Consider the following 24,971-nt stretch of genomic DNA (forward strand, 5'->3'; position numbering starts at 1 on the left):
TCATCCACTGCTCAGCAAGGGTTTCCGCGCTTTGTTTCACGTGAAACGAGACGAGCCTGTGGACAACTGCTGTGGATAACTCGGAGGGCGTGTGGATCCGCTCTTCCAACGATCCGGGCGCTCGATCCGTACCGGGTTCGGGACGCGCTTCTTGCGATCGGTTCCACGTGAAACGGCGGCGGCCCGGACGATCCCGGTCGGTCGCGACCGCTGGTCTTCGGTGATGCTGGCGGCGGCTTGGGCCGGTGGCTCGGGCCGGGCAGCCAGTTGGTCGCCTTGGTCTGGCGGCTCCGGGCTCCGGGCTCCGGGCTCCGGGCTCCGGGCTCCGGGCTCCGGGCTCCGGGCTCCGGGCTCCGGGCTCCGGGCTCCGGGCTCCGGGCTCCGGGCTCCGGGCTCCGGCGAGGATCCTGCCGTTGGTGGGATCGCTGTGCAACGGGGCGACTCGCGGCGCTAGCCCTCATCCGGCGCGGGACGGGCGCGGACGTTGGTGACCGTCAAGGAGGCGGAAGATCCGGGAGCAGGCCCCTAGACGGACGCTCCCGGTCCACGGTCGCCGGCACCCGCTGCCCCACCGGGCGTGAGTGGAACGGCGTGGGTGCCTCCGAGGCGTTTTGACACCCATGGTGCTCCACCCAGCTTCAGCACCGCTTCAGGGACTTCCGCGTGGGCGGTTAGCGCGCAGCGACGGCGCACATCTAACGACGGCGGTGGGCTCGTCTCGGAGCATCGGCGACGCGGGCCAGCCTCGACGCGAAGGCGTCATTCATCGACTGGACCGAGGCCCTCCAGGGCTGGGCGGGGGCCATCCCGTTTCACGTGAAACGGGATGCCCTATCGCTGCGAGGCTCGACCCTTCACCCGGCTCCAGGCGGCGCATGTCTTCTCAAGCGCAAGCTCTCTCCCCACTCCGCCGCGGATCAGCTGGCCCCCTTCCGGCTATCGCTCACCCCGTGGAGGCCGTGCAGCCGCCAATCTTCTTGGCAACTGAATCGGCTGGGTGCCGGCACACCTCCTTGTCGCCGTCACCCACGCCGACGTCGTCACAGCGCCCACTCCTCTGCCCGCCGAAGCGCACTGTCAGCATGGAGCGGAAGACGGGGCACCCGGCAGTGCCCGATCATCAAGCAGCCGAACTCGACGGAGACACGCAGCCCCGACGTCGACGGCCGGCCCCACAAGTTGGCGCGGGGTCATGACCCCGACCCGGCCTCGGCAGTCAGTCACTACGGCCACCGGCCTCCGAGTTTCGTAGGCGCGAGCGCGGCGGGCTACCCGGGTGCACATCCGGCACCCGGTGCCTCGCCCACCCTTCGATCGCGGAGGCCAGCCCCGCGACGGGGAGCAGAACGGCCGACTCCTTGAGTTCCGCCCGCCGCCTCAGCCCGCCCCGCACCGCCGTCCTCGTTTCACGTGAAACAAGGCGGACAGACCGACGACGGTCCCGCATCCGCCACAGCAGCGCGAATCACAGGAGCCGGACCGCCCCGGGAACAGCGGCCGGGAGAAACGAACCGGCCGCACCCCCTCGCGGGCGGTGCGGCCGGCCGTACAAGCCCTCGCGGCTACGCCTCGGGCCGCTCCTCCTCGCCCACGCCGATGAGCCCGACAATCCGTTCCAGGTCGTCAACGGTGGCGAACTCGATCGTGATCTTCCCCTTGCTCCGGCCGATGTCGACCTTCACGCGGGTGTCGAACCGGTCCGAGAGCCGGTCCGCGAGATCGGTGAGCGCCGGGGCGTGCGGCTTCGGCCGGCGCTTCGCGGCAGACGCCTTCGCCGGTTCCTCGGCGAGCGCCAGGTGCACGAGTTCCTCGGCACCGCGTACCGAGATGCCTTCGGCGACGATCCGCTTGGCGAGCTGCTCCTGTGCCTCGGCGTCGTCGAGGCTGAGCAGCGCCCGGGCGTGACCGGCGGAGAGCACCCCGGCGGCGACCCGGCGCTGCACCGCCCCCGGCAGGTTCATCAGCCGGATGGTGTTGGAGATCTGCGGGCGGCTGCGGCCGATCCGCCGGGCCAGCTCCTCGTGCGTGGCGCCGAACTCCTCCAGCAGCTGCTGGTAGGCCGCCGCCTCTTCCAGCGGGTTCAGGTTGGCGCGGTGGATGTTCTCCAGCAGCGCGTCCCGGAGCATCGCGTCGTCCTTGGTGTCCCGGACGATCGCGGGAATGGTTTCCCGGCCGACCGCCTGGGCGGCGCGCCAGCGCCGCTCACCCATGACGAGTTCGTACTTCTCGGCGTCGAGCTGGCGGACCACGATCGGCTGGAGGAAGCCGACCTCCTGGATCGAGGTCTTCAGCTCCTCCAGCGCCTCCTCGTCGAAGACGTGCCGGGGCTGCTTCGGGTTCGGCACGATGGCGTCGACCGGTATCTCGGCGAAGCGGGCGCCGGGCACCGGGCTCAGGTGCGACTCGGGCTCGGCGGCCGAGGGCGGAACGCTCCCTACTGCGCCGGTGATCGCGGCCGTCGCGCCGGCTACGGGAGCCGACGTGGGGCCCACCGCCGTCGGCGACTCCGGCTCGATGGCCGCCGGGTCGGCACCCGGTACCGGTCCGGTGGGGATGAGGGCGCCGAGCCCTCGGCCCAGCCCGCCGCGGGGACGGTTCTTCATGCGACGCCTCCCAGCGACATCTCCGCACTACGCATTCCGGCTCACCGGCTCCTTGACGCCTCGCTCCGCGATCTCCTGGGCGGCCTCGAAGTAACTCGTGGCTCCCCGCGAACCGGGATCGTAGGTCATCACCGACTGGCCGTAGCTCGGTGCCTCGGAGACACGCACGTTGCGCGGGATGACGGCCTGGAGCACCTTGTCGCCGAAGTGGTTCCGGACGTCCTGCTCCACCGCGTCCGCCAGCCGGGTACGCCTGTCGTACATGGTGAGCAGGATGGTGGAGACCTCGAGCTTCGGGTTGAGGTGCTGGCGTACCAGGTTGATGTTGTTGATCAACTGGTTGAGCCCTTCCAGCGCGTAGTACTCGCACTGGATCGGGATCAGCACCTCCTGCGCGGCGACAAGCGCGTTGACGGTGAGCAGGCCGAGCGACGGCGGGCAGTCTATGAAGACGTAGTCGAAGTGCCCCGGGTACGCGGCGATGGCCCGCGCCAGGCGGGACTCCCGGGCGACGACCGAGACCAGTTCGATCTCGGCGCCGGCCAGGTCGATAGTGGCCGGTACGCACCACAGGTTGGGGATGCCCTCGACGGCCTGGGCCACCTCTTCGAGCGGCACGCTGTCGATCAGGCAGTCGTAGACGTCGGGCACGCCGGTGTGGTGCGGGACGTTCAGACCGGTGGAGGCGTTGCCCTGGGGATCAAGGTCGACCACGAGCACCCGGTTGCCGTGCAGCGCGAGCGCCACTGCGAGGTTCACGGTGGTGGTCGTCTTGCCCACGCCGCCCTTCTGGTTGGCGACGCACATCACCCGGGTCCGGTCCGGGCGGGGCATGGTGACCTCGCCACTGGGATTCAGGATCTGCACGGCGCGCATCGCCTCCATAGCCAACGGTGGATCATCCTCTTCGCGCGTCGGGGTTTCACGTGAAACGTACGTGCTGGCGTCTACCTCTTCGCCGTACCCGCTCGCCTGTGGCGTGTCGGACGGCGCCACGGCGACCTCGGGAGCGGCCTGGTGCGGCACGGCCGAGACGGGCGGCTGGGGTTCGAAGCGAGCGGGCACCACGGCGTTCGCCCGCACCGCCGGGGGTCGCGGGGTCGGGGCGTTCGCCGGGCCGTCGGCCGGGTCGAGCGGGTCCCTAGCCGGCGGGACGTTCGCGGGCACCGACGACACGGGCCGCACGGCACCGGAGGGCGGCGGCTCGGTCGGCTGGTACGAGGCGGACGGATCGCGGGGCTCGTTCACCGTCCACTCCCGGTAGTTGGTTTCACGTGAAACGGGGCCAGGGGAGTTCCCTCCGGACCCGGTCAACCGTGGATCGTCGTACCTGCCGTCGTCATGCACCTGTCATCCCTACCCGCTCCGGATGGTCGGTCCGCACCCGTCGAATCGAGTCCGCGCCTCGCCCGGCGTGGTCGGCTCGGCGGGAACCGTCGGGTTCGGGTGCCGCCCGGCACCGCCGTTCCACACTATCGACGCGCGGTCAGCCTACGGCCGACGGGCGCAGTGGGTCCATGTCGGGTTGTGATCGATCGCGTCACGCCCACCCGGTCCAACGACCGGGTGGGCGTCCGGACAGCCGTTTCGGTCAGCGGTCGCCACGACGGCGGCCGCCACGCGACCGCTTCGGCTTCTTGGCCCGGCGCGGGCTCACCACGCGCTCCCGGACCACCTCGATCACCGTCGCCGGGGACTCGACCATCCCCTCCCCGCAACGGTGCAGCTCCGGCGTAGCGCCACCGAGGCGTACCACCGCTTCGGTGTGCTCGGCGATCTCGTCGGCTGCCGAGGCGCCCTTGAGCGCCACCAAACGACCGCCGGAGACCAGCAGCGGCAGGCACCAACCGGCGAGCCGGTCCAGCGGGGCCACCGCGCGGGCGGTCACGATGTCGGCGGACAGCGCTTCCCGGTCCCGCGACCCGGCTGCCGCCTCCTCGGCCCGCCCGCGGAAGACGCGGACGTCGCGGGTCAGGCCGAGGCGTTGCACCGCCTCGATCAGGAAGGAGGTACGCCGCGCGAGCGGCTCCACGAGCGTCACCGTGAGATCGGGACGCGCGATCGCCAGGACCAGACCGGGCAGCCCGGCGCCGGAGCCGACGTCGATCACGCTCGCCCCCTCCGGGATCCGCTCGGCCACCACAGCGCAGTTGAGCAGGTGCCGGTCCCAGAGCCGCGGCGCCTCGCGCGGGCCGATCAGGCCGCGCACCACGCCTTCGGTGGCAAGCAGTTCCGCGTACGCGGCGGCCAGGTCGAGCCGGTCGCCGAAGAGCGCGCGGGCGGCCTCCGCCAGTTCGGGCGGCAGCGTCGCCGACGCCGGGTCGGGCGCGGCGTCACCGTCCATGAGGGACGGTGCGTCCTCCGACGGCTCCGCGAAGACCGGGTCGGCCACCGCGGCCGGGTCGGTCGGCGTCACATCCGCCGCCTGCTCACCGGAGAAGGCGGGTGTCACGTCCGCAGCCGGGTCGGCGGGCTCGATCCCGGTCACCAGCGCCGGCTCGGCCGAGAAGGCGGGCTCGCCCGGGTCGGTCGGGGCCGTTCCCGGGTACGCCGGGTCGGCCGGCCCGGCGTCGTCGGAGAAGACCGGGTCGATTGTGTTGTCGGGGCGCACAGCCGACGGCCCGGGCGGCGTACCACCCGGGCCGGCCACGGCGCCTGCCGTCGTCTCGTCGGAGATCACGGACCTCAGTCCGTCACCGGACGCACGACGATGCGGCGGTCGGGCTCGACGCCCTCGGACTCGCTCTCCACGCCGCTCATCGCGTTCACCACGTCGTGCACGCACTTGCGCTCGAACGCGGACATCGGCTCCAGGCGCACCGGCTCGCCGTGCTCCTTGACCTTCTCGACCGCGTTCTTCGCCACGGCGGCCAGTTCCTTGCGCCGCGCGGCCCGGTAGCCGCCGACGTCCAGCAGCAGGCGGCTCGGCGTGCCGGTCTGGCGGAACACGGCCAGCCGGGCCAGCTCCTGGAGCGCCTCCAGGGTCGCGCCGCGCTGGCCGACCAGGTTCTGCAGCCGTCCGCCGACCACCTCGACGACCGGGCGGCCGCCGGAGACCAGCTCGTCGATGTCGCCGTCGTAGTCGAGGATGTCCAGCAGGCCCTCGACGTAGTCGGCGGCGATCTCGCTCTGCCGGAACAGGTCGCTGTCGGCCGGGGCCTTCTTCTCCCGGGACTCGCCCGAGGCGTCCTCGGTCTCGGTGGCGGCGGTAACGGGGGTCTCCTCGTCCAGGGACTGGTCGGCGCTGGGGATGCTGGTCTCGGTCACGGGTCTCATCTCCGTACTCGCTCGGCCGGACCGTTCGGGGGTCCGCTGGTCTCCCGGGGCCGGCGGGAGGTTCGCCGGTTGCCCTCGGGCACGTCTGTACGGGCCAGTTTCGCCCGCGGCCGCGCTTCGCGCGGCGATTCCGGCCCGGCGCCGACTCCTCGGATGGCAGCACGTGGCCGGAACGGGCCACCGCCGGTGTCGCGGCGGTGGCCCGGTGAAACTCAGCCCTGTCGCTTGGCGGGCCGGCTGCCGCCCTTCTTCGGGTTGACCGGCTTGGCGCCCGGCTTCGGTCCGGCCACCTTCGGCGCCGCGGCCGGGGCCTTCGCCGCCGGCTGGGCCGCCTTGCGGCCGAACAGGCCACCGACCTTGGCCGGCTGCACCGGGTTCTTGCCACCGGTGCTCTTGGCGGCGGTGGTGCTCTTCGCCGTGGGCGGCGGCGGGAACTTCCGCAGCACCCACTGCTGCTGACCGAGCGTGAAGAGGTTGTTGGTGACCCAGTAGATGATCACACCGATGGGGAAGATCGCGCCCGAGATCAGCAGGGACAGCGGGATGCCGTAGAGCATCAGGCGCTGCACCATGCGCTGCTGCGGATCCTCGGCCCATCCGGTCTTGAGGATCATCTGACGGCTGGTCAGGTAGGTGGTGGCGATCATGATGATCACCAGGATGCCGGCGACGACCTTGACCGTGCCGGTGTTCGCGCCCAGCCGGCTGAGCTCCTCGGCGGTGGAGCCGAACTTGCCGGAGATCGGCGCGGTGAAGAGCGTCGCGTTCGAGGCGCTGTTGAACTGGTCGACAGTCCAGCCGTACAGGGTCTTGCCCTGGTTGTCCGGGCTGAGGCGACGCAACGTGTGGAACAGGCCCAGGAAGACCGGGATCTGGAGGAACATCGGAAGGCAGCCCATGAGCGGGTTGGCCTTTTCCTTCCGGTAGAGCTCCATCATCTCTTTCTGGAGCGTCTCCCGGTCACCCTTGTGCTTCTCCTGGAGCTCCTTCACCTTCGGCTGGAGCGCCTGCATGGCACGCTGCGACTTGATCTGCTTGACGAAGACCGGGAACAGGATCACCCGGACCGTCACCACCAGGAAGATGATGGCGAGGATCCAGGCCCAGTTCGTACCGATCACGGCCCCGACCGGAACTCCGATGGCGTCCCAGGCCGAGTGCCAGGTCAGCAGGATCCACGAGATCGCGTAGTAGATCCAGTCGAGACTAAACACTCAGGCTCCAGTCACGTCGGCACGGCGGCGGTCGCCCGGCTCCGGAACCGGGTCGTGTCCACCTGGGTGGAAGGGATGGCAGCGCGACAGCCGACGGACCGTCAGCCAGGCGCCCCGCAGCGCACCGTGCCGGGACACCGCCTCCACGGCGTAGGCACTGCACGACGGGTAGAACCGGCAGCGGGCCGGCAGTGCCGGACTTATCCACCGACGGTACGCGATGATAGGCGCCAGCAGCATGCGGGCACCGGTTGTGGGCGACGAAGTCGCGCTCGGGCCGGTCACCGCGACCGCCGTCCCTTTGGGGACCGCGCGGCGGCGAGAGCGGCGTCGAGGTCGGCCCCGAGCCGGGCGTACGTCGCGTCGGCGGCTGCCGGCAGCGCGCGTACCACGAGGGTCGTGCCGGCGGGCAGCTCGGCCAGCCGCTCGCGGACCAGGTGCCGGAGCCGCCGGCGGACCTTGTTCCGGACCACCGCGCCGCCGACGGCCTTGGACACGACGAAGCCGGCGCGGCGTGGTGCGGAGGTCTCCGCACCGCTGGTCCGCGCCGGCTCCGGCGAAGGTGTCGCGGTGGTGCCGATCGGCTCGGGGGTGGTCAGGTGGACCACGACGGCGCCACGGCCGACGCGTCGGCCACCGCGAACCGCTGCGGCGAAGTCGCTACTGCGCCGCAGTCGTTGCGCGGCGGCCAGCACGACTGCCCACGTCCCCGGACCGGACCTGTCGGCCTCAGGCCGACAGGCGGGCGCGGCCCTTGGAACGACGGGTAGCGATGATGGCGCGGCCGGCACGGGTGCGCATGCGCAGCCGGAAGCCGTGGGTCTTCGCGCGCCGGCGGTTGTTCGGCTGGTAGGTGCGCTTGCTCACGTCAGGCTCTCCGTTGTCGTACGCCCCGCGCGGCGGATCGCCCGGGGTCGTGTGCTGGTCCAGGTCACCTTGTCGGTGACCTCCGATCGGCGCTGCCGTGACGCGCTCCCCGGCGATGCGAGGTGACAGCCACGGACAGCAAGCATCAATCACCCTAGCAGAGGGCGAGAGAGCAGCCGCTCCAGCCTACGCAGGGGCGCAATGACCGTCAAACATCACACTGCGGCGTGCCACCTGCGTCGGAACCCCGACCGAAGGGGCGGTTTTCACTGATGTTGCCAAGGTCGTCAGGGTGTCGCCGGTTGATGGCGTGGGGTCCGCGCTGTTAGCGTGCCCGATTGCGGTCGACGTCGGGGGTCCGGGGTTTGTCGCCGATCGGCAAGACCGGACACGCTGTTGAATCGTTCGGCACGGTGAACCCGCTTCAGCGCCTCCGCGAATCGAGGGGGGCAGGTCCGACCCGCGTCCGGTGGGCGGTCACAATCGGTCGGTACACAGGCTGTGGATAACTTGTGGATGACGACCGGTCAGCCGTCCGGGCGGGCGTGAGGAGCAGGCGAGGGGGTGGCACGACGGTGACCGGAGCGACCGACCTGGCCGCGGTGTGGACGGCGACCACCGACGAACTCGCCGACGAGATCATCTCCGCGCAGCAACGGGCGTACCTCCGGCTCACCCGGCTGCGGGCGATCGTCGAGGACACCGCGTTGCTCTCCGTACCGGACGCCTTCACCCGGGACGTGATCGAGTCGCGGCTGCGCCCGGCCATCACCGAGGCGCTGAGCCGCCGGCTCGGACGGCCGATACAGGTGGCCGTCACCGTACGGGTCACCGAGGACCCCGGAGGACGCCCGGCCGGCACTGTCTACCGCAGCGCTCCGGAACCGCTCCCCGAGCACGACGGCGCGGCCCCGCTGCCCGGCTTCGACCAGCCCGGCCCGCCCACTGCCAACCCGCCCTTCCCGTCGCCTCGCCCGGAGTCCGGCTATGCCGAGTCCGGGTACGCCGAGTCCGGCTACCCCGAGCCTGGGTACGCCGACTCCGGCTACGCGGATCCCCGCATGGAGCAGCAGGCGGACGAACCGGCGCCGCGGCAGCGGACCGCGGACGGCGGCCGCCCCCATCTGATCCCGTCCGGGCGGGACGCGCAGGACACGCTCTTCAGCGCCGCGTTCGCCGAGCCGCTGCGCGCCGCGCCCGAGCGCCGCCCTTTCGACGAGCGCCGGGTCGAACCCTCCGCCCCTGACTCCGGGGGGTACGAGCCCCGCTACCGGGAGAGCCCCGGCTCCGCCGATCCCGCGCCGATGCGCGGCCTGCCCCGCGACGGCGCCACTGACAGCGGCCCCGGTCGTGGTGGCCCCGGCCGCGGCGGCGCCGACCACCACCGCCCGGGCGGCCAGGCCGACCGCCGGCTGCCGGGCGGTACGGAGAGCGGCGGCAACCGGCTCAACCCGAAGTACATGTTCGAGACGTTCGTCATCGGCTCGTCCAACCGGTTCGCGCACGCGGCGAGCGTGGCGGTGGCCGAGTCGCCGGCCAAGGCGTACAACCCGCTGTTCATCTACGGCAGCTCGGGGCTGGGCAAGACCCATCTGCTGCACGCCATCGGGCACTACGCGACGACGCTCGGCAACGCCCGCTCGGTCCGGTACGTCTCGACCGAGGAATTCACGAACGACTTCATCAACTCGCTGCGCGACGACAAGACGAGCGCGTTCCAGCGCCGCTACCGGGACGTGGACATCCTCCTGATCGACGACATCCAGTTCCTGGAGAACCGGGAACGGACGCAGGAGGAGTTCTTCCACACCTTCAACACGCTGCACAACGCCAACAAGCAGATCGTCATCACCTCGGACCGCTCACCGAAGCAGCTCGCGACGCTGGAGGACCGGCTGCGTACGCGCTTCGAGTGGGGCCTGCTCGCCGACATCCAGCCGCCGGACCTGGAGACGCGGATCGCGATCCTGCAGAAGAAGGCGGCCCAGGAGCGGCTGTACGCGCCGCCGGACGTGCTGGAGTTCATCGCATCCCGGGTGTCGAACTCGATCCGCGAACTGGAGGGGGCGCTGATCCGCGTCACCGCCTTCGCCAGCCTCACCCGCTCCTCGGTCGAGCTGTCGCTGGCCGAGGAGGTGCTGCGGGACTTCATCCCGGACGGCGCCGGACCGGAGATCACCGCGGACCAGATCATGGTGTCCACCGCCGACTACTTCGGGGTGAGCCTGGAGGACCTGCGCGGCCACTCCCGGTCCCGGGTGCTCGTCAACGCCCGCCAGGTGGCCATGTACCTGTGCCGTGAGCTGACCGACCTGTCGCTGCCCCGCATCGGGCAGGCGTTCGGCGGCCGGGACCACACCACCGTGATGCACGCGGACCGCAAGATCCGCCAGCAGATGGCGGAGCGGCGCTCGCTCTACAACCAGATCGCCGAGCTGACCAACCGCATCAAGCAGACGACCTGACCTCCGCTCCCGCGCTGCCCCTCCCCGCCCGCCGCCGCCGCTCCCGCGGCCCCGGCGGTGATCAAGGAGTTTGTGTCGGAAAGGCACGTCATTCTTGCGCCAAACTCCTTGGTCAACAACGAGATGGCGGCTACGGACGTCGCCGGCTCGAACTGCGCGGCGTCCCCGCTGGAGCGCCACTCCATGATCGACGCCCTGTCGCCGTGGGCGCTCGGTCGCTTCGTCCGTCTTCCGGGTAGGAGTTCGGTCGAGCCGAGCGCCATTGCGCCCCCGCCCTCGGCCAGCGTCTGCCAGCGACTTCCCGCAGATCTTGGAAGCTTGGCGCCCTCATAGGGGCGTTTCCTACCAAGATCTCTCCGGAGCCGAGTGTCAAGCCGTCCGCACGGCGTGATCGCAGGCGGTCGGGGCGATCGGGCTAGCCGGGCGGGTCGGGGCGACCCGGTCCGCCCTCGCCCGCCGGCCCCTCCCGTCGATCATGAGGTTAGCGGTGGCAAACCGGACACCAACTGCCGTCAACTTCATGATCGACACGAGTGGAGCAGGGTCGGGACGGGACAGGAACCGGAGGGCTGAGACAGGAACCGGGCGGTGCCGAGGGACGGCCGGCGTGATCAAGGCGACCCCGGAGGCGGCCGACGGGCCGGTCGTGGCGGGTGGCAACTAGCCGACAGCGGGGCACGGTTGACCCTCGACCCGGTGGAGGGCCCAGGATCGGTGCTGTGTTCGTCCACAACTCGTACCCGTTGTCCACAGCCCCTGTGTCACAGGCGGTGGACAAACACCGTCCGCACCCGGCCGGTTACCCACAGACTGTGGACAACTCCTGGGGACGACGCTGTGGACGCCTGGGGATGACGCTCACGTTGTCCCCAGACGACGGTCCACCTGTGGGCGGGCTGTTGAAGGTTCTGGGGACGACGGCGTTCGACGCTGTCGGCGCTGTCCACAGAGCTGGGGAGAAAACCGGTGGATTACCGGTGGACAACCGGTGGACAGCCGTGGAAAACCCGGCGGCCGGCGAGGGCTGTGGACCGGGACACGAGTTGTACCCCCGGTTCTCCACAGCGAAACCACCGGTGGATAACGTGTCTGACCTGCGCCTTCGCGAGTTCTCCACAGTTTGCACAGGTGCGATGAAGACGATGAGTTATCTCTTCTAAACAACAAAAACCAATCATCACCGTTGGACTTCCTGTGGATCGGGCCGGAGCGCTGCCGTCGGCAGTCACCCCGGCACCTGGATCAACGGGGTCGGGCGCACAGCCGATGCCCACGCGCCCTAAGGTGCGATGGGTACCCGCACGGTCGGGCGGGACGGGTGGCAGCGGTCGGCATGAGAGAGTTGTCGCTGACGTCGACGCGGAGGCATTGATGAAGTTCCGAGTGGAGCGCGACGCGCTCGCCGAGGCGGTCGCGTGGACCGCCAAGAGCCTGCCCAGCCGGCCCTCCGTACCGGTGCTGGCCGGGGTGATGCTCCGGGTGACCGACGGCAACCTCCAGGTCTCCGGCTTCGACTACGAGGTCTCCAGCCAGGTGACCGTCGAGGTGCAGGGTGACGCGGACGGCGCGGCCCTGGTCTCCGGCCGGCTGCTCGCCGAGATCACCAAGGCTCTGCCGGCCAAGCCGGTGGACATCGCCGCCGTCGGCGCCCACCTGGAGCTGGTCTGCGGCAGCGCCCGCTTCACGCTGCCCACCATGCCGGTGGAGGACTACCCGACGCTGCCGGAGATGCCGGAGAGCGCCGGCACCGTCGACGCCGCCGCCTTCGCCGCCGCCGTGGCCCAGGTGGCGGTGGCCGCCGGCCGCGACGAGACGCTGCCGATGATGACCGGTGTACGCATCGAGCTGACCGGCAGCACGATGGCCATGCTGGCGACCGACCGCTACCGCCTCGCGCTGCGCGAAATGGAGTGGAACCCGGACGACCCGGAGATCAGCCTCAACGCGCTGGTGCCGGCCCGTACGCTGCACGACACCGCCAAGGCGCTCGGTCCGCTCGGCGGCCACGTCACCATGGCGCTGTCCTCCGGCGGCGCCGGCGAGGGCATGATCGGCTTCTCCGGCGGCACCCGCCGGACCACCAGCCGCCTGCTCGACGGCGCCAACTACCCGCCGGTGCGCTCGCTGTTCCCGGCCGACCACAACGCCGAGGCCCGCATCGCCGTCGCCACGCTCATCGAGGTGGTCAAGCGGGTCGCTCTCGTCGCCGAGCGCACCACTCCCGTCCTGCTCAGCTTCAGCGCCGACGGCCTCGTGGTGGAGGCGGGCGGCACCGAGGAGGCGCGGGCCAGCGAGGCGATGGAGGCCACCTTCACCGGTGAGCCGCTCACCATCGGCTTCAACCCGCAGTACCTCATCGACGGCCTGGCAAACCTGGGCGCCCAGCACGCCCTGCTCCGGTTCGTCGACGCGTTCAAGCCCGCGGTCATTTCCCCGGCCGGCGAGGATGGCGAGGTCATCCCGGGGTACCGGTACCTCATCATGCCGATCCGCGTGTCCCGCTGATCGCAGGCAGCACGACCCTGACGTACGGAGGTAGGAGCAGATGCAGCTCGGCCTGGTAGGACTCGGCCGGATGGGCGGCAACATGCGGGAGCGGCTGCGCGCCGCCGGGCACGAGGTGGTCGGCTTCGACCACAACCCGGACATCAGCGACGCCGCGAGCCTGACTCAGCTGGCCGAGAAGCTCCAGTCGCCCCGCGCGGTGTGGGTCATGGTTCCCGCCGGCGTCACCGACGCCACCATCGACGAGCTCGCCGAGGTGCTCGGCGAGGGCGACATCATCATCGACGGCGGCAACTCCCGGTTCAGCGACGACGCGCCGCGCGCCGAGCGGCTGAACGAGCAGGGCATCGGCTACATCGACGTCGGCGTCTCCGGCGGCGTCTGGGGCCGGCAGAACGGGTACGGGCTGATGGTCGGCGGCGCGCAGGAGCACGTCGAGCGCCTGATGCCGATCTTCGAGGCGCTCAAGCCCGCTGGCGAGTTCGGCTTCGTGCACGCCGGCCCGGTCGGCGCCGGCCACTACGCCAAGATGGTGCACAACGGCATCGAGTACGGCCTGATGCACGCCTACGCCGAGGGCTACGAGCTGCTGACCGCCTCCGATCTGGTCACGAACGTCCCCGGCGTGTTCAAGTCGTGGCGCGAGGGCACCGTGGTCCGGTCCTGGCTGCTCGACCTGCTGGACCGGGCGCTGGACGAGGACCCGGAGCTGGCCGAGCTGAGCGGCTACACCGAGGACACCGGCGAGGGCCGCTGGACCGTCGACGAGGCGGTCCGGCTCGCCGTACCGCTCAACGTCATCACCGCGTCGCTGTTCGCCCGGTTCGCCTCCCGGCAGGACGACTCGCCCGCCATGAAGGCCGTCGCCGCGCTGCGCCAGCAGTTCGGCGGCCACGCCGTCCACAAGCGCTGACCGGTATCCACAGCCTGTGTACGTCCGCCGGCTCGAACTGGTCGACTTCCGCTCGTACGAGCGCGTCGGCGTCGACCTTGAGCCGGGGCCGAACGTGCTCGTCGGCGCCAACGGCGTCGGCAAGACGAACCTGGTCGAGGCGCTCGGTTACGTGGCGACCCTGGACTCGCACCGGGTCGCCACCGACGCCCCGCTGGTCCGGATGGGCGCAACCTCGGCGGTGATCCGCTGCGCCGTGGTGCACGAGGGCCGGGAACTGCTCGTCGAGCTGGAGATCGTCCCGGGCAAGGCCAACCGGGCACGCCTCGGCCGGTCCCCGGCCCGGCGCGCCCGGGACGTCCTCGGCGCGCTGCGCCTGGTGCTGTTCGCGCCGGAGGACCTGGAACTGGTCCGCGGCGACCCCTCGGAACGTCGCCGTTACCTGGACGACCTGCTGGTTACCCGCCAGCCCCGCTACGCCGGGGTACGCGCCGACTACGAGCGGGTGGTCAAGCAACGCAACGCGCTGCTGCGTACCTCGTACCTGGCTCGCAAGACCGGCGGTTCGCGCGGCGGCGACCTGTCGACGTTGGCCGTGTGGGACGCGCATCTGGCCCAGCACGGGGCGGAACTGCTGGCCGGGCGCCTGGAGTTGGTGGCGGCGCTCACCCCGCACGTCGCGAAGGCGTACGACGCGGTGGCCGCCGGCCGCGGCGCGGCGGGCATCGCGTACCGGCCCTCGGTCGAGCTGCCCGAGCCCGGCGCCGACCGGGCGGCGCTGGCGGAGGCGTTGGCGGCCGCGCTGACCGCGAACCGCGCCGCCGAGATCGAGCGCGGCACGACGCTCGTCGGTCCGCACCGCGACGACCTGGCGCTGACGCTCGGCCCGCTGCCCGCCAAGGGGTACGCGAGCCACGGCGAGTCGTGGTCCTACGCGCTGGCGCTGCGGCTGGCCGGGTACGACCTGCTGCGCGCCGACGGGATCGAACCGGTGCTGGTGCTCGACGACGTCTTCGCGGAGCTGGACACCGGTCGGCGGGAGCGGCTGGCCGAGCTGGTGGGCGGCGCGAACCAGCTGCTCGTCACCTGCGCGGTGGACGACGACGTGCCGGCGACCCTGCGCGGCACCCGGTACGCGGTGGGCGACGGGACGGTGCGACGTGTCTGACGACGAGGTGCAGCTCCCGCCCGCGCGGCTCGGGCCGGGACGCGACGCGCGTACCCCGGGAAAGCCCGCGGACGGTGAGCCGGGCGCGAACGTGCCGGAGGGCGCGCCCGGGCCGGAACTGGCCCGGGCGGTGCTGGACGCGGCGAAGGCCCGGCGTCAGGCGGCGGCTCCCCGGCGGCGCGGCGCGGTACGCGGCGACGGCGAGAAGCGGCTGCGCGGCTACTCCGGCCCGGGGCCGGACCCGCGCGACCCGCAGCCGCTCGGCGCGGTGCTGGACAAGCTGGTCAAGGCGCGGGGCTGGCAGCAGCCGGCGGCCGAGGCGACGGTGTTCGGCGCGTGGGAGAAGGTGGTCGGCGCGGAGGTCGCCCAGCACAGCCGCCCGGTCAAGCTGGAGGACGGCGAGCTGACCGTGGAGGCCCGCTCGACGGCATGGGCGACGCAGTTGCGCCTGCTGGCGGGCTCGCTGTTGAAGCAGATCGCCCGCGAGGTCGGCCACAACGTGGTGCGCAAGCTGCACATCCACGGCCCGGCCGCGCCGTCGTGGTCGCGCGGCCCCCGGCGGGTACGCGGGCGCGGGCCCCGCGACACCTACGGCTGACCGTCGCCTCCCGAGCGCCGGGCCTCCCGCCGGGCGCGCTTGAGTTCACGCTGCTCGCGGCTCCACTGCTTGCGGCGTTCCAGGTCCTGCTTCCACGCCTCGCGGGCCAGCCGGGAGCCGCCCTGCACCGCGCCCTGAACCTGGGAGGGGCCGGCGAGGTTGCGGAACACCCAGCCCAACAGGCGGCCGCCCTTGCCGGAGGCGTCGCCCACCTGCTCGTCGTCGCTCATCCGCCGCCCTCTCCCTGCTTGGTGTACAAACAATTGGTACACCAATCGTTGCTACGCTCGCAACGACGACGAGGAGGACGAGGGTGAGCGACCCGATCGAGGAGGACCCCCTGGCGTTGGAGCAGCAGGTCTGCTTCGCGCTCTCCGTCGCCGCCCGCGGCGTGGTCGCCGTCTACCGTCCGCTGCTGGAGCCGATGGGGCTCACCCACCCGCAGTACCTGGTCATGCTGGCGCTCTGGCAGCACGCGCCGCTGTCGGTCCGGGACCTGAGCCGGCTGCTCCAGCTCGACCCGGGCACGCTGTCACCGCTGCTGAAGCGGCTGGAGGCGGCCGGCTACGTGCGGCGGGAACGGGACGCCGCCGACGAGCGCAGCCTGGCGGTCACGCTCACCGCCGCCGGGCAGGCGCTCCGGGCACAGGCCGAGCGGATTCCGCCGGCCATCGTGCAGCGGCTCGGCCTGCCGCTGGCCGACCTGCGGCACCTGCACACGGCGCTGACCGAGGTGATCGCAGCAGCCAACCGGGCCGCCGCTGTCGGCGCGGCGCCCGATCAGGCGTCAGGGCCCGGTCAGGCGTCGAGGCCCGGTCAGACGTCGGCGTAGACCGCGAAGCCGCGCTCCGCGCAGCGCCGGTAGAAGGCCGCCAGAACGCTCAGCTCGGCGCAGGTGAAGTTCCACTGCGGCGGGTCGCCGCTCTCGTCCCGCAGCCGGTCCAGCCGGCTGTCCAGCCAACGGAGCTGCTGCTCGGCGAGCCGTCCGTCGCCCAGCAGCGCGCGCAGCACCTCGCTGACCGACTCGAACGTGACCGCCTCGCCGTACGGCCGGTGCCGGGCGATGAACTTCTCCACGCCCTCGGCGATCCAGGAGCAGCCGTCCGGGTCGATCACCGGGTCCTCGTCCTCGGCCGAGTTCTCCGTGGCGTAGAGCACATTTTCCAGCCCGAGGATCAGGTCGACCAGTTCGGTGTACGCGGTCGCCCGTACCGTGCCGGTCTTGGCGATCAACTCGGCGAGCGCGGCGGTCGGCGCGGAGATCCGGGGCACGTCCACGATCTCGCCGAAGTCCACGAACTCGGCCGGCGCAACCGGGTCGTAGAAGCGGCCGGTCCGCGGCCAGTGCACCGCGACGTTGTCCAGCCCCATCGGGCGTCACCTCTCACCAAGCGTTTTCGGGCCTTCTCCGACGATCGTCCCGGTTCCGGGCGCAAAAGATCAAGACCGCAACGGCAGCGCCGCAAAAGCTACGGCACGCCGGGCCCGGCCGCGACCCCCGGTCGGGGCAGCCGCCGATCACCGGTCGGATGACGGTCGTGGCTCACGGTGGCCGGTGGCGCGGCAGTGCCCCGTTGGCGTGTAGGGGGAGTCGCGGGAGGCGCGGTTCGTCCGGCTACGGCATTCTCAGCCGCCTCGGAGAGGGTGCCGAGTGGCGGTTTGGTCGGCTCCGCACAGTAAGATTGGGAGCGAGACGAAAGACCCGAGACGGAGCGACGGGCAGGGGCCTCCGGGCCCTCGATCATAGTCCCGCCTCGGGTCCGAGCCGATCGCGATCCGCGGGCAACCGCGGCGCCCGGCGTACACGATCCGTGCCTGGCGACCCCAGGGGCGGTCCGTGCGCGCCGACGTCGCGTCCTGTCCGCCGAACCCGCGCCCCGCGCCCACGCGCGGCCGGTGCGAGAAAGTGGCCGAGCGTGGCAGCGGAGGACAACAAGAAGTACGGTGCCGAGTCCATCACCGTTCTCGAGGGCCTGGAGGCGGTCCGGAAGCGGCCCGGTATGTACATCGGGTCCACCGGCGAGCGCGGTCTGCACCACCTGGTGTGGGAGGTCGTCGACAACGCGGTGGACGAGGCGCTGGCCGGGCACTGCGACACCATCGACGTGGTGCTGCTGGCCGACGGCGGCGTCCGGGTGACCGACAACGGCCGTGGCTTCCCGGTCGACCTGCACCCCAAGCTGAAGAAGCCGGGTGTCGAGGTCGCCCTGACCGTGCTGCACGCGGGCGGCAAGTTCGACGGCAAGGCGTACGCGGTCTCCGGCGGCCTGCACGGCGTGGGCGTCTCCGTGGTCAACGCGCTCTCCACCAGGATGGCCGTGGAGATCCACAAGGACGGCTTCGTCTGGCGGCAGCGCTACGACCACTCCAAGCCGACCCCGCTGGAGAAGGGTGAGACGACCGACCGGACCGGTTCCGCGGTCTCCTTCTGGCCCGACCCCGACGTGTTCGAGACCGTCGACTTCGACTTCCAGACGATCTACCGCCGCCTGCAGGAGATGGCCTTCCTCACCCGGGGGCTCACCATCCACCTGCTCGACGAGCGGGTGCCGGAGGACGAGGAGGGCAAGACCCGCGAGGTCACCTTCCGGTACGACGGCGGCATCGCCGACTTCGTCCGGCACCTCAACGCCTCGAAGAACCCGATCCACAAGACGGTGGTCGAGTTCGGCGCCGAGGAGACCGGCATGTCGGTCGAGATCGCCATGCAGTGGAACGAGTCGTACGGCGAGTCGGTCTACACGTTCGCCAACAACATCAACACCCACGAGGGCGGCACCCACGAGGAGGGCTTCCGGGCCGCGCTGACGAGCGTCGTCAACCGCTACGGCGCCGAGAAGAAGCTGCTCAAGGGCGACGAGCGGCTCTCCGGCGAGGACATCCGCGAGGGCCTGGCCGCGATCATCTCGGTCAAGCTCACCGACCCGCAGTTCGAGGGCCAGACCAAGACCAAGCTGGGCAACACCCCGGTCAAGGGCTTCGTGCAGCGCGTCTGCAACGAGTCGCTGGTCGACTGGTTCGACCGCAACCCGGCCGAGGCGAAGATCATCATTCAGAAGGCCTCCCAGGCGGCCCGGGCCCGCATCGCCGCCCAGCAGGCGCGCAAGCTCGCCCGGCGCAAGTCGCTGCTGGAGTCCGGCTCGATGCCCGGCAAGCTGGCCGACTGCCAGTCCACCGACCCGCGCGAGTCCGAGGTCTTCATCGTCGAGGGCGACTCGGCCGGCGGCTCGGCCAAGCAGGGCCGCGACCCGCGTACGCAGGCGATCCTGCCGATCCGCGGCAAGATCCTCAACGTGGAGAAGGCCCGCATCGACCGGGTGCTGAAGAACAACGAGGTGCAGGCGCTGATCACCGCGCTCGGCACCGGCATCCACGACGACTTCGACATCGAGAAGCTGCGCTATCACAAGATCGTGCTGATGGCCGACGCCGACGTCGACGGCCAGCACATCCAGACGCTGCTGCTCACGCTGCTGTTCCGGTTCATGCGGCCGCTCGTGGAGCTGGGGCACGTCTACCTGGCCGCCCCGCCGCTCTACAAGATCAAGTGGAACAAGAAGGGCGACGACGCCCAGTACGCGTACTCGGACCGGGAGCGCGACGGGCTGATCGCCCTGCGCCAGCAGAAGAAGCCCAACGCCCGCCCGGACGACATCCAGCGGTTCAAGGGTCTCGGTGAGATGAACTACCCGGAGCTGTGGGAGACCACGATGAACCCGGGGACGCGCACGTTGCGGCGGGTCACGCTCGACGACGCCGCAACCGCGGACGAGCTGTTCAGCGTCCTGATGGGTGAGGACGTCGAGGCACGCCGGTCGTTCATCCAGCGCAACGCCAAGGACGTGCGGTTCCTGGACATCTGACGGACGCGCCGGGCCGGCCGGAGATCCACCGGCCGGCCCGGGAGTCCACAGAGTTATCCACAGCCTGAACGCTTTCCACAGCCGTTATCCACAGCGAGACCACGACTGAAGAGTCTGATAAGGGTTAACAGTGACCGATACTCCCGAGTCCACCCCGAACGAGCCGGAGACCCCGGAGACACTGGCCGCGGTCGTCCAGCACGACCGGATCGAGCCGGTCGGCCTCGAGGTCGAGATGCAGCGCTCGTACCTCGACTACGCGATGAGCGTCATCGTCGGGCGGGCCCTGCCGGACGTCCGGGACGGGCTCAAGCCGGTCCACCGCAAGATCCTCTACGCCATGTTCGACTCCGGCTACCGGCCGGACCGCGGGTACGTGAAGTGCTCCCGCGTCGTCGGTGACGTGATGGGCCAGTTCCACCCGCACGGCGACTCGGCCATCTACGACGCCCTGGTCCGGATGGCGCAGCCGTGGTCGCTGCGCTACCCGCTGGTCGACGGCAACGGCAACTTCGGCTCGCCGGGTAATGATCCCGCTGCCGCCATGAGGTACTGCGTCACGGCAGATGTCCGGATTCGTACCGTCGACGGCACCGTCCGGATCGGCGACGTCGTGCCGGACGCCGCGCCGAGCAGCGAGACCGACGTCGACCTGAAGGTCCGTGACCGCAACGGTGACCTGGTCCGCGCCAGCAGGTTCTTCCACTCCGGCGAGCACCCCACGCTGCGGCTGCGCACCCGCGAGGGGTACGAGCTGACCGGCACCCACAACCACCCGGTGCTCTGCCTGGTGAACGTGGCCGGCGTGCCGACCCTGCTGTGGAAGCTGCTCGCCGAGATCGCCCCGGGCGACCGGGTGGTCCTGCAGCGCAGCGTGCCGGACGAGATCGGCTACCCGATGCTGGAGCACGTCGAGGCAGCCGTGCTCGCCGGGGCGTTCGTCTCCGAGGGCTGGGTGTCGGAGAACCGGGCGGGCTTCAACAACGTGGACCGGGAGTTCTTCGTCCAGGTCCTCACCGCCTACGACCTCGCGGTCGGCGGCCCTCGGTACGTCGCCGAGCGGGTCATCGCCTCCGGCAGCACGCTGCACGAGCTCGACGTACAGGATCTCACCGCGCTCCGGGCGAGCGTGCTCGGCGAGATGGTGGGCGCGCGCAGCGCCGACAAGTTCGTGCCGGAGTTCGTCTGGCGCGGCCCGGCCGCGGTCAAGCGGGCCTTCCTCCAGGCGCTGTTCGAGGGCGACGGTTCGTCGTCGCTGCTGCCCCGCCACACGATCCAGGTCTCCTACTCGACCCGCAGCGAGCGGCTGGCCCGCGAGGTGCAGCAGCTGCTGCTGGAGTTCGGCGTGGTCAGCCGGCAGTGCCGGTACGACAACGGCGAGATCAAGGTTGTCGTCACCAACCGGCGGGACGCGCGGATCTTCGCCGCCCACGTCGGCTTCCTCGGCCGCAAGCAGGCCAAGCTGGAATCCGAGCTGGCCCAGGTCCCGGCGAGCAGCACCGCGCTCTCCGGCGATCACGTGCCCTTCGTCGGCGACTTCGTCCGCGAGCACGGCGCGAGCCGCTGGACCGAGCGCGACTGGCTGCGCCGGCACAACGTGGACCGGATCGAGCGCTGGGAGCGGGACCGCGACGAGATCGCGGCCCGGATCACCGAGCCGGGCATCCTCGACGTGGTCGAGCCGCTGGTCGACGGGCGCTTCTACTACGCCCAGGTGACCGAGATCACCGACGCCGGTGTGCGGCCGGTCTACAGCATCCGGGTGGACACCGAGGACCACTCGTTCGTCTCCGACGGCTTCGTCAGCCACAACACAGAGTGCAAGCTCGACCCGCTGGCGATGGAGATGCTGCGGGACATCGACGAGGACACCGTCGACCTGCAGGACAACTACGACGGCCGGGCCAAGGAGCCCACCATCCTGCCGTCGCGGATCCCGAACCTGCTCGTCAACGGTTCCGAGGGCATCGCGGTCGGCATGGCCACCAAGATCCCGCCGCACAACCTGCGGGAGATCGGCGCGGCGGTCCAGTGGTGCCTGGAGAACCCGGAGACCGACGAGGCGACCACGCTGGAAGCCCTGCTGGAGATCGTCAAGGGTCCGGACTTCCCGACCCACGGCCTGATCGTCGGGCAGGCGGGCATCCAGGACGCGTACCGGACCGGGCGCGGCTCGATCCGGATGCGGGCCGTGGTCGAGGTCGAGGAGGACAAGCGCGGCCGGCCGGCGCTCGTGGTCAGCGAGCTGCCGTACCAGGTCAACCCGGACAACCTCGCCGAGCGCATCGCCGAGCTGATCAAGGAGGGCAAGCTCGCCGGCATCGCCGACATCCGCGACGAGTCCTCCGGGCGTACCGGCATGCGGATCGTGCTCGTCCTCAAGCGCGACGCGGTCGCCAAGGTGGTGCTGAACAACCTCTACAAGCACACCCAGCTCCAGGAGACGTTCGGCGCCAACATGCTGGCGCTCGTCGACGGTGTGCCGCGCACGCTCAACCTGGCCCAGTTCCTCCGCTACTACGTCGAGCACCAGATCGAGGTGATCCGGCGGCGGACCGCGTTCCGGCTGCGCAAGGCCGAGGAGCGGGCGCACATCCTGCGCGGTCTGTCCAAGGCGCTGGACGCGCTGGACGAGGTCATCGCCCTGATCCGGCGTTCGCCCACTGTGGAGGACGCCCGGCAGGGTCTGATCCGGCTGCTGGAGATCGACGAGGTCCAGGCGACGGCGATCCTGGACATGCAGCTGCGCCGGCTGGCCGCCCTGGAGCGGCAGCGCATCCTGGACGACCTGGCGAAGCTCGAACTGGAGATCGCCGACCTCAAGGACATCCTGGCCAAGCCGGAGCGGCAGCGGCGGATCGTCTCGGAGGAGCTGGGCGAGATCGTCGCGAAGTGGGGCGACGACCGGCGTACGAAGATCGTCCCGTTCGACGGCGAGGTCTCGATGGAGGACCTCATCGCCCGCGAGGACGTGGTCGTGACGATCACCCGCACCGGGTACGCGAAGCGGACGAAGGTCGACCTCTACCGGTCGCAGCGGCGCGGCGGCAAGGGCGTCAGCGGGGCGACGCTCCGCCAGGACGACATTGTCAGCCACTTCTTCGTATGCTCTACCCACGACTGGATCCTGTTCTTCACGAACAAGGGCCGGGTCTACCGGGCGAAGGCGTACGAGCTTCCCGAGGCCAGTAGGGTGGCCAAGGGCCAGCACGTGGCCAACCTGCTCGCGTTCCAGCCCGACGAGCAGATCGCGCAGATCATCGAAATTCCGAACTACCAGGTGGCGCCCTACCTGGTACTGGCCACGAAGAACGGCCTGGTGAAGAAGACGCGGCTTGAGGAGTTCGACTCCAACCGTTCCGGCGGCATCATCGCGATCAACCTGCGCGATGAGGACGAGCTGGTCGGTGCGGTCCTTGCCGCTCCGGAGGACGACCTGTTGCTGGTGTCGAAGAACGCCCAGGCGATCCGCTTCAACGCCACCGACGAGGCGCTGCGTCCGATGGGCCGCGCCACGTCCGGCGTGATCGGCATGCGCTTCAGCGGCGAGGACGAGTTGCTCGCCGTCGAGGTGGTCCGGGAGGGTCTGGACGTTCTGGTCGCGACGAACGGGGGTTACGCGAAACGTACCCCGATCGAGGAATACCCGGTCCAGGGCCGGGGAGGTAAGGGCGTGCTGACCGCGAAGATCACCGAGCGACGCGGTGGCCTGGTCGGCGCGGTCGTGATCGATCCGGAGGACGAGCTGTTCGCCATCACGAGCAACGGCGGCGTCATCCGGACTCCGGTGAAGCCTGTACGCCGTACGCGTGACCGGAACACAATGGGGGTCAAGCTGATGGACCTCCCGGACGGCGTGACTATCGTGGCGATTGCTCGCAATGCCGACGAGCCTGACGAACAGGACTAGTTGATGACGGAGACACAGGCGAAGTCGGGGAACAAGGTGACCTCGGCCACTCCGGTCGAGGAGGAGGCCGCGCAGGGCGGTACACCAGCGACCGGCCGCGCGGCTGTGGGCCGGGCCACGGTTCCCGCCGACGCGCCTGCCCCGAAGTTCACCCGGGCCCCCGGCATGACGCCGCCTCCGGACAAGCCGTCCGAGGACTCGGGTTCCCGGGACTCGTCGGCCGAGACCAAGGTCGACGCGCCGACGTCGGCCAACGGTCTGGCCGCGCCGGCCGCCAAGCCCGCGAACGCCACGAGCGCACAGCCGATGAAGACGCCGTCGGCGGCCGCCGGCCGGGCCTCTACAGGGACGACCGGCACGCAGCCGCGCATCGGCGGCGGCCTGGGCACGGCGCCCAAGGCATCGCCCGACGGTGCCCGCCCGACCACAGGCGGCGCCACCGGCCAGTCCCGGCCCGCGAACGGCGGGGGTCTGCCACCGGGCATCAGCGGCGCGGCGGCTGTCGGCGCCGCGCGCGTGGGTGAGGCGGTACGCGCCGCGCGTACCTCGGTCAGCTCGGCCGCGTCCCGCGGGCCGCGACGGGCCCGGCTGAACCTGAAGCGGATCGACCCCTGGTCCGTGATGAAGTTCGCGTTCGCGGTGTCCGTGGTGCTCTTCATCGTGGTCGTCGTGGCGACCTCGGTGCTCTACCTCGCGCTGGACGCGATGGGCGTGTTCAAGAGCGTCAACGACAGCCTGACCGACCTGGTGAACGCCGGCGGGGGCCAGGGCGGCGGCGGCTTCCGCATCACCGCCAAGGGCGTGATCCTGACGTCGGCGCTGATCGGCCTGGTCAACGTCGTGCTGTTCACCGCGCTGGCCACGCTCAGCGCGTTCGTCTACAACGTCTGCGCCGACCTGGTCGGCGGGATCGAGCTGACGCTCGCCGAGCGGGACTGATCCACTCGACGCCGGGGCACCGCGTAAAGCGGTCGCCCCGGCGTCGTGCGTCCGGGTAGGTTCGGGGTGGCACGGGTGCTTCCGCCACGGACCCCCGATTTGGGCGCGGTGGAGGCGATGGGTTAACCTTGCTCGTCGCCACGCGGGGCTATAGCTCAGTCGGTTAGAGCGCAGAGCTGATAACTCTGAGGTCGCTGGTTCGATTCCAGCTAGCCCCACCGCACATCGTCCGACGGCAGTCGAGCACGAGGGGTCAAGCACATGTTCAAGAAGCTCCTGATCCTGGCCGGCATCGTCGGTGTGGCAGCCGTCGTGGCCAAGAAGGTCAAGGCGTCGAACGACGAGCGCGCCCTGTGGCACGAGGCGACCACCGCGCCCGACCTGCGCTGAGCGCCGACACGGGGCCCTAGCTCAACTGGCAGAGCACTGCCTTTGCAAGGCAGGGGTTAGGGGTTCGAGTCCCCTGGGCTCCACCAGTACTTTCCCCGGTTGATCGCGAGCCCGGTTCGGTTACGTCGACTGCGAACACGCCTGACCAGGTCGGCTGCGCCGTCCGCGTCGGCGCCGCGCCGGCTGGTCAGCAGCAGGTGCCGGGCCCCGTACCGGGTGACCAGGTGGCGGGCGGTCAGCGCGCCGAGGGCACCGGTGCCGCCGGTGACCAGCACCGTGCC

19 protein-coding genes, 2 tRNA genes and 2 pseudogenes are annotated in these 24,971 nt (G+C 70.8%); 12 read left to right on the plus strand and 11 right to left on the minus strand.

Translation table 11 applies throughout. From position 1 onward, the window contains the following. Nucleotides 1–1,562: 1,562 nt before the first annotated feature. The 8 genes from AMK25_RS26835 to rpmH form a co-directional block, all read right to left on the minus strand. Nucleotides 1,563–2,603 (minus strand): ParB/RepB/Spo0J family partition protein, encoded by a 1,041-nt coding sequence (locus AMK25_RS26835; RefSeq protein ID WP_073831157.1) that lies wholly within the window; start codon nt 2,601–2,603, stop codon nt 1,563–1,565. Between the two features lie 27 nt (nt 2,604–2,630). Then, nucleotides 2,631–3,950: a ParA family protein gene (locus AMK25_RS33005; RefSeq protein ID WP_073831158.1), complete on the minus strand. Its 1,320-nt coding sequence runs from the start codon at nt 3,948–3,950 to the stop codon at nt 2,631–2,633. Between the two features lie 244 nt (nt 3,951–4,194). Then, the gene (gene rsmG, locus AMK25_RS26845) at nt 4,195–4,947 is read right to left on the minus strand and encodes a 16S rRNA (guanine(527)-N(7))-methyltransferase RsmG (protein ID WP_198937687.1); all 753 of its coding nucleotides are present in this window, start codon (nt 4,945–4,947) and stop codon (nt 4,195–4,197) included. 341 nt (nt 4,948–5,288) lie between these two features. Beyond that, the gene (locus AMK25_RS26850) at nt 5,289–5,879 is read right to left on the minus strand and encodes a Jag family protein (RefSeq protein ID WP_073831160.1); all 591 of its coding nucleotides are present in this window, start codon (nt 5,877–5,879) and stop codon (nt 5,289–5,291) included. Nucleotides 5,880–6,091: 212 nt separating this feature from the next. Next, nucleotides 6,092–7,093, minus strand: a complete 1,002-nt coding sequence (gene yidC, locus AMK25_RS26855; RefSeq protein ID WP_073831161.1) for a membrane protein insertase YidC — start codon at nt 7,091–7,093, stop codon at nt 6,092–6,094. Then, nucleotides 7,094–7,333: a membrane protein insertion efficiency factor YidD gene (yidD, locus tag AMK25_RS26860; protein ID WP_091567651.1), complete on the minus strand. Its 240-nt coding sequence runs from the start codon at nt 7,331–7,333 to the stop codon at nt 7,094–7,096. 41 nt (nt 7,334–7,374) lie between these two features. After that, entirely contained in the window at nt 7,375–7,788 is a 414-nt protein-coding gene (gene rnpA, locus AMK25_RS26865; RefSeq protein ID WP_073831163.1) for a ribonuclease P protein component, read from the minus strand. A 34-nt stretch (nt 7,789–7,822) separates the two neighbouring features. After that, nucleotides 7,823–7,960: a 50S ribosomal protein L34 gene (gene rpmH / locus AMK25_RS26870; protein ID WP_018788530.1), complete on the minus strand. Its 138-nt coding sequence runs from the start codon at nt 7,958–7,960 to the stop codon at nt 7,823–7,825. A 575-nt stretch (nt 7,961–8,535) separates the two neighbouring features. On the opposite strand from rpmH, the gene dnaA reads away from it, so the two are divergent. The 5 genes from dnaA to AMK25_RS26895 all read left to right on the plus strand — a co-directional run bounded on the left by dnaA (nt 8,536) and on the right by AMK25_RS26895 (nt 15,588). Beyond that, entirely contained in the window at nt 8,536–10,425 is a 1,890-nt protein-coding gene (gene dnaA / locus AMK25_RS26875) for a chromosomal replication initiator protein DnaA (RefSeq protein ID WP_073831164.1), read from the plus strand. Nucleotides 10,426–11,796: 1,371 nt separating this feature from the next. Then, the gene (dnaN, locus tag AMK25_RS26880) at nt 11,797–12,930 is read left to right on the plus strand and encodes a DNA polymerase III subunit beta (protein WP_073831165.1); all 1,134 of its coding nucleotides are present in this window, start codon (nt 11,797–11,799) and stop codon (nt 12,928–12,930) included. A gap of 40 nt (nt 12,931–12,970) precedes the next feature. Next, nucleotides 12,971–13,843 (plus strand): phosphogluconate dehydrogenase (NAD(+)-dependent, decarboxylating), encoded by an 873-nt coding sequence (gene gnd, locus AMK25_RS26885; protein ID WP_073831166.1) that lies wholly within the window; start codon nt 12,971–12,973, stop codon nt 13,841–13,843. Nucleotides 13,844–13,859: 16 nt separating this feature from the next. Then, entirely contained in the window at nt 13,860–14,990 is a 1,131-nt protein-coding gene (gene recF / locus AMK25_RS26890; protein WP_073831167.1) for a DNA replication/repair protein RecF, read from the plus strand. Then, nucleotides 14,983–15,588, plus strand: a complete 606-nt coding sequence (locus AMK25_RS26895) for a DUF721 domain-containing protein (protein ID WP_073831168.1) — start codon at nt 14,983–14,985, stop codon at nt 15,586–15,588. The genes recF and AMK25_RS26895 overlap by 8 nt, the downstream gene beginning before the upstream one ends. Here the strand turns inward: AMK25_RS26895 and AMK25_RS26900 are convergent. Next, complete coding sequence (locus AMK25_RS26900) at nt 15,579–15,818, minus strand: hypothetical protein (RefSeq protein ID WP_073831169.1); 240 nt, start codon at nt 15,816–15,818, stop codon at nt 15,579–15,581. The two genes, AMK25_RS26895 and AMK25_RS26900, sit on opposite strands and share 10 nt — an antisense overlap. Before the next feature lie 161 nt (nt 15,819–15,979). On the opposite strand from AMK25_RS26900, the pseudogene AMK25_RS33280 reads away from it, so the two are divergent. Beyond that, nucleotides 15,980–16,210 (plus strand): annotated as a pseudogene (locus AMK25_RS33280) (MarR family winged helix-turn-helix transcriptional regulator); the annotation flags it as partial. Nucleotides 16,211–16,375: 165 nt separating this feature from the next. On the opposite strand, the pseudogene AMK25_RS26910 reads toward AMK25_RS33280, so the two are convergent. Then, nucleotides 16,376–16,959 (minus strand): annotated as a pseudogene (locus AMK25_RS26910) (hypothetical protein). Nucleotides 16,960–17,504: 545 nt separating this feature from the next. Between AMK25_RS26910 and gyrB the strand changes: the two are divergent. The 6 genes from gyrB (at nt 17,505) to AMK25_RS26935 (ending at nt 24,776) form a co-directional block, all read left to right on the plus strand. Continuing rightward, nucleotides 17,505–19,451: a DNA topoisomerase (ATP-hydrolyzing) subunit B gene (gene gyrB / locus AMK25_RS26915; protein WP_073831172.1), complete on the plus strand. Its 1,947-nt coding sequence runs from the start codon at nt 17,505–17,507 to the stop codon at nt 19,449–19,451. 130 nt (nt 19,452–19,581) lie between these two features. Further along, complete coding sequence (gene gyrA / locus AMK25_RS26920) at nt 19,582–23,361, plus strand: intein-containing DNA gyrase subunit A (RefSeq protein ID WP_143194796.1); 3,780 nt, start codon at nt 19,582–19,584, stop codon at nt 23,359–23,361. Nucleotides 23,362–23,364: 3 nt separating this feature from the next. After that, a complete protein-coding gene (locus AMK25_RS26925) occupies nt 23,365–24,300 on the plus strand; it encodes a DUF3566 domain-containing protein (protein WP_073831173.1) in 936 nt (311 codons plus the stop codon). A gap of 144 nt (nt 24,301–24,444) precedes the next feature. Further along, nucleotides 24,445–24,518, plus strand: a tRNA-Ile gene (locus tag AMK25_RS26930). Between the two features lie 43 nt (nt 24,519–24,561). Beyond that, nucleotides 24,562–24,690, plus strand: coding sequence for a DLW-39 family protein (locus AMK25_RS32845; protein WP_013283222.1), 129 nt, complete (start codon nt 24,562–24,564; stop codon nt 24,688–24,690). 10 nt (nt 24,691–24,700) lie between these two features. Continuing rightward, nucleotides 24,701–24,776, plus strand: a tRNA-Ala gene (locus tag AMK25_RS26935). Here AMK25_RS26935 and AMK25_RS26940 read toward each other — a convergent pair. Continuing rightward, nucleotides 24,747–24,971: KR domain-containing protein (locus AMK25_RS26940; protein ID WP_143194797.1), on the minus strand; the 225-nt coding region annotated here is incomplete at its 5' end. The genes AMK25_RS26935 and AMK25_RS26940 overlap by 30 nt on opposite strands.

This window comes from Micromonospora sp. TSRI0369 (assembly GCF_001905625.1).
Lineage (GTDB): Bacteria > Actinomycetota > Actinomycetes > Mycobacteriales > Micromonosporaceae > Micromonospora > Micromonospora echinospora_A.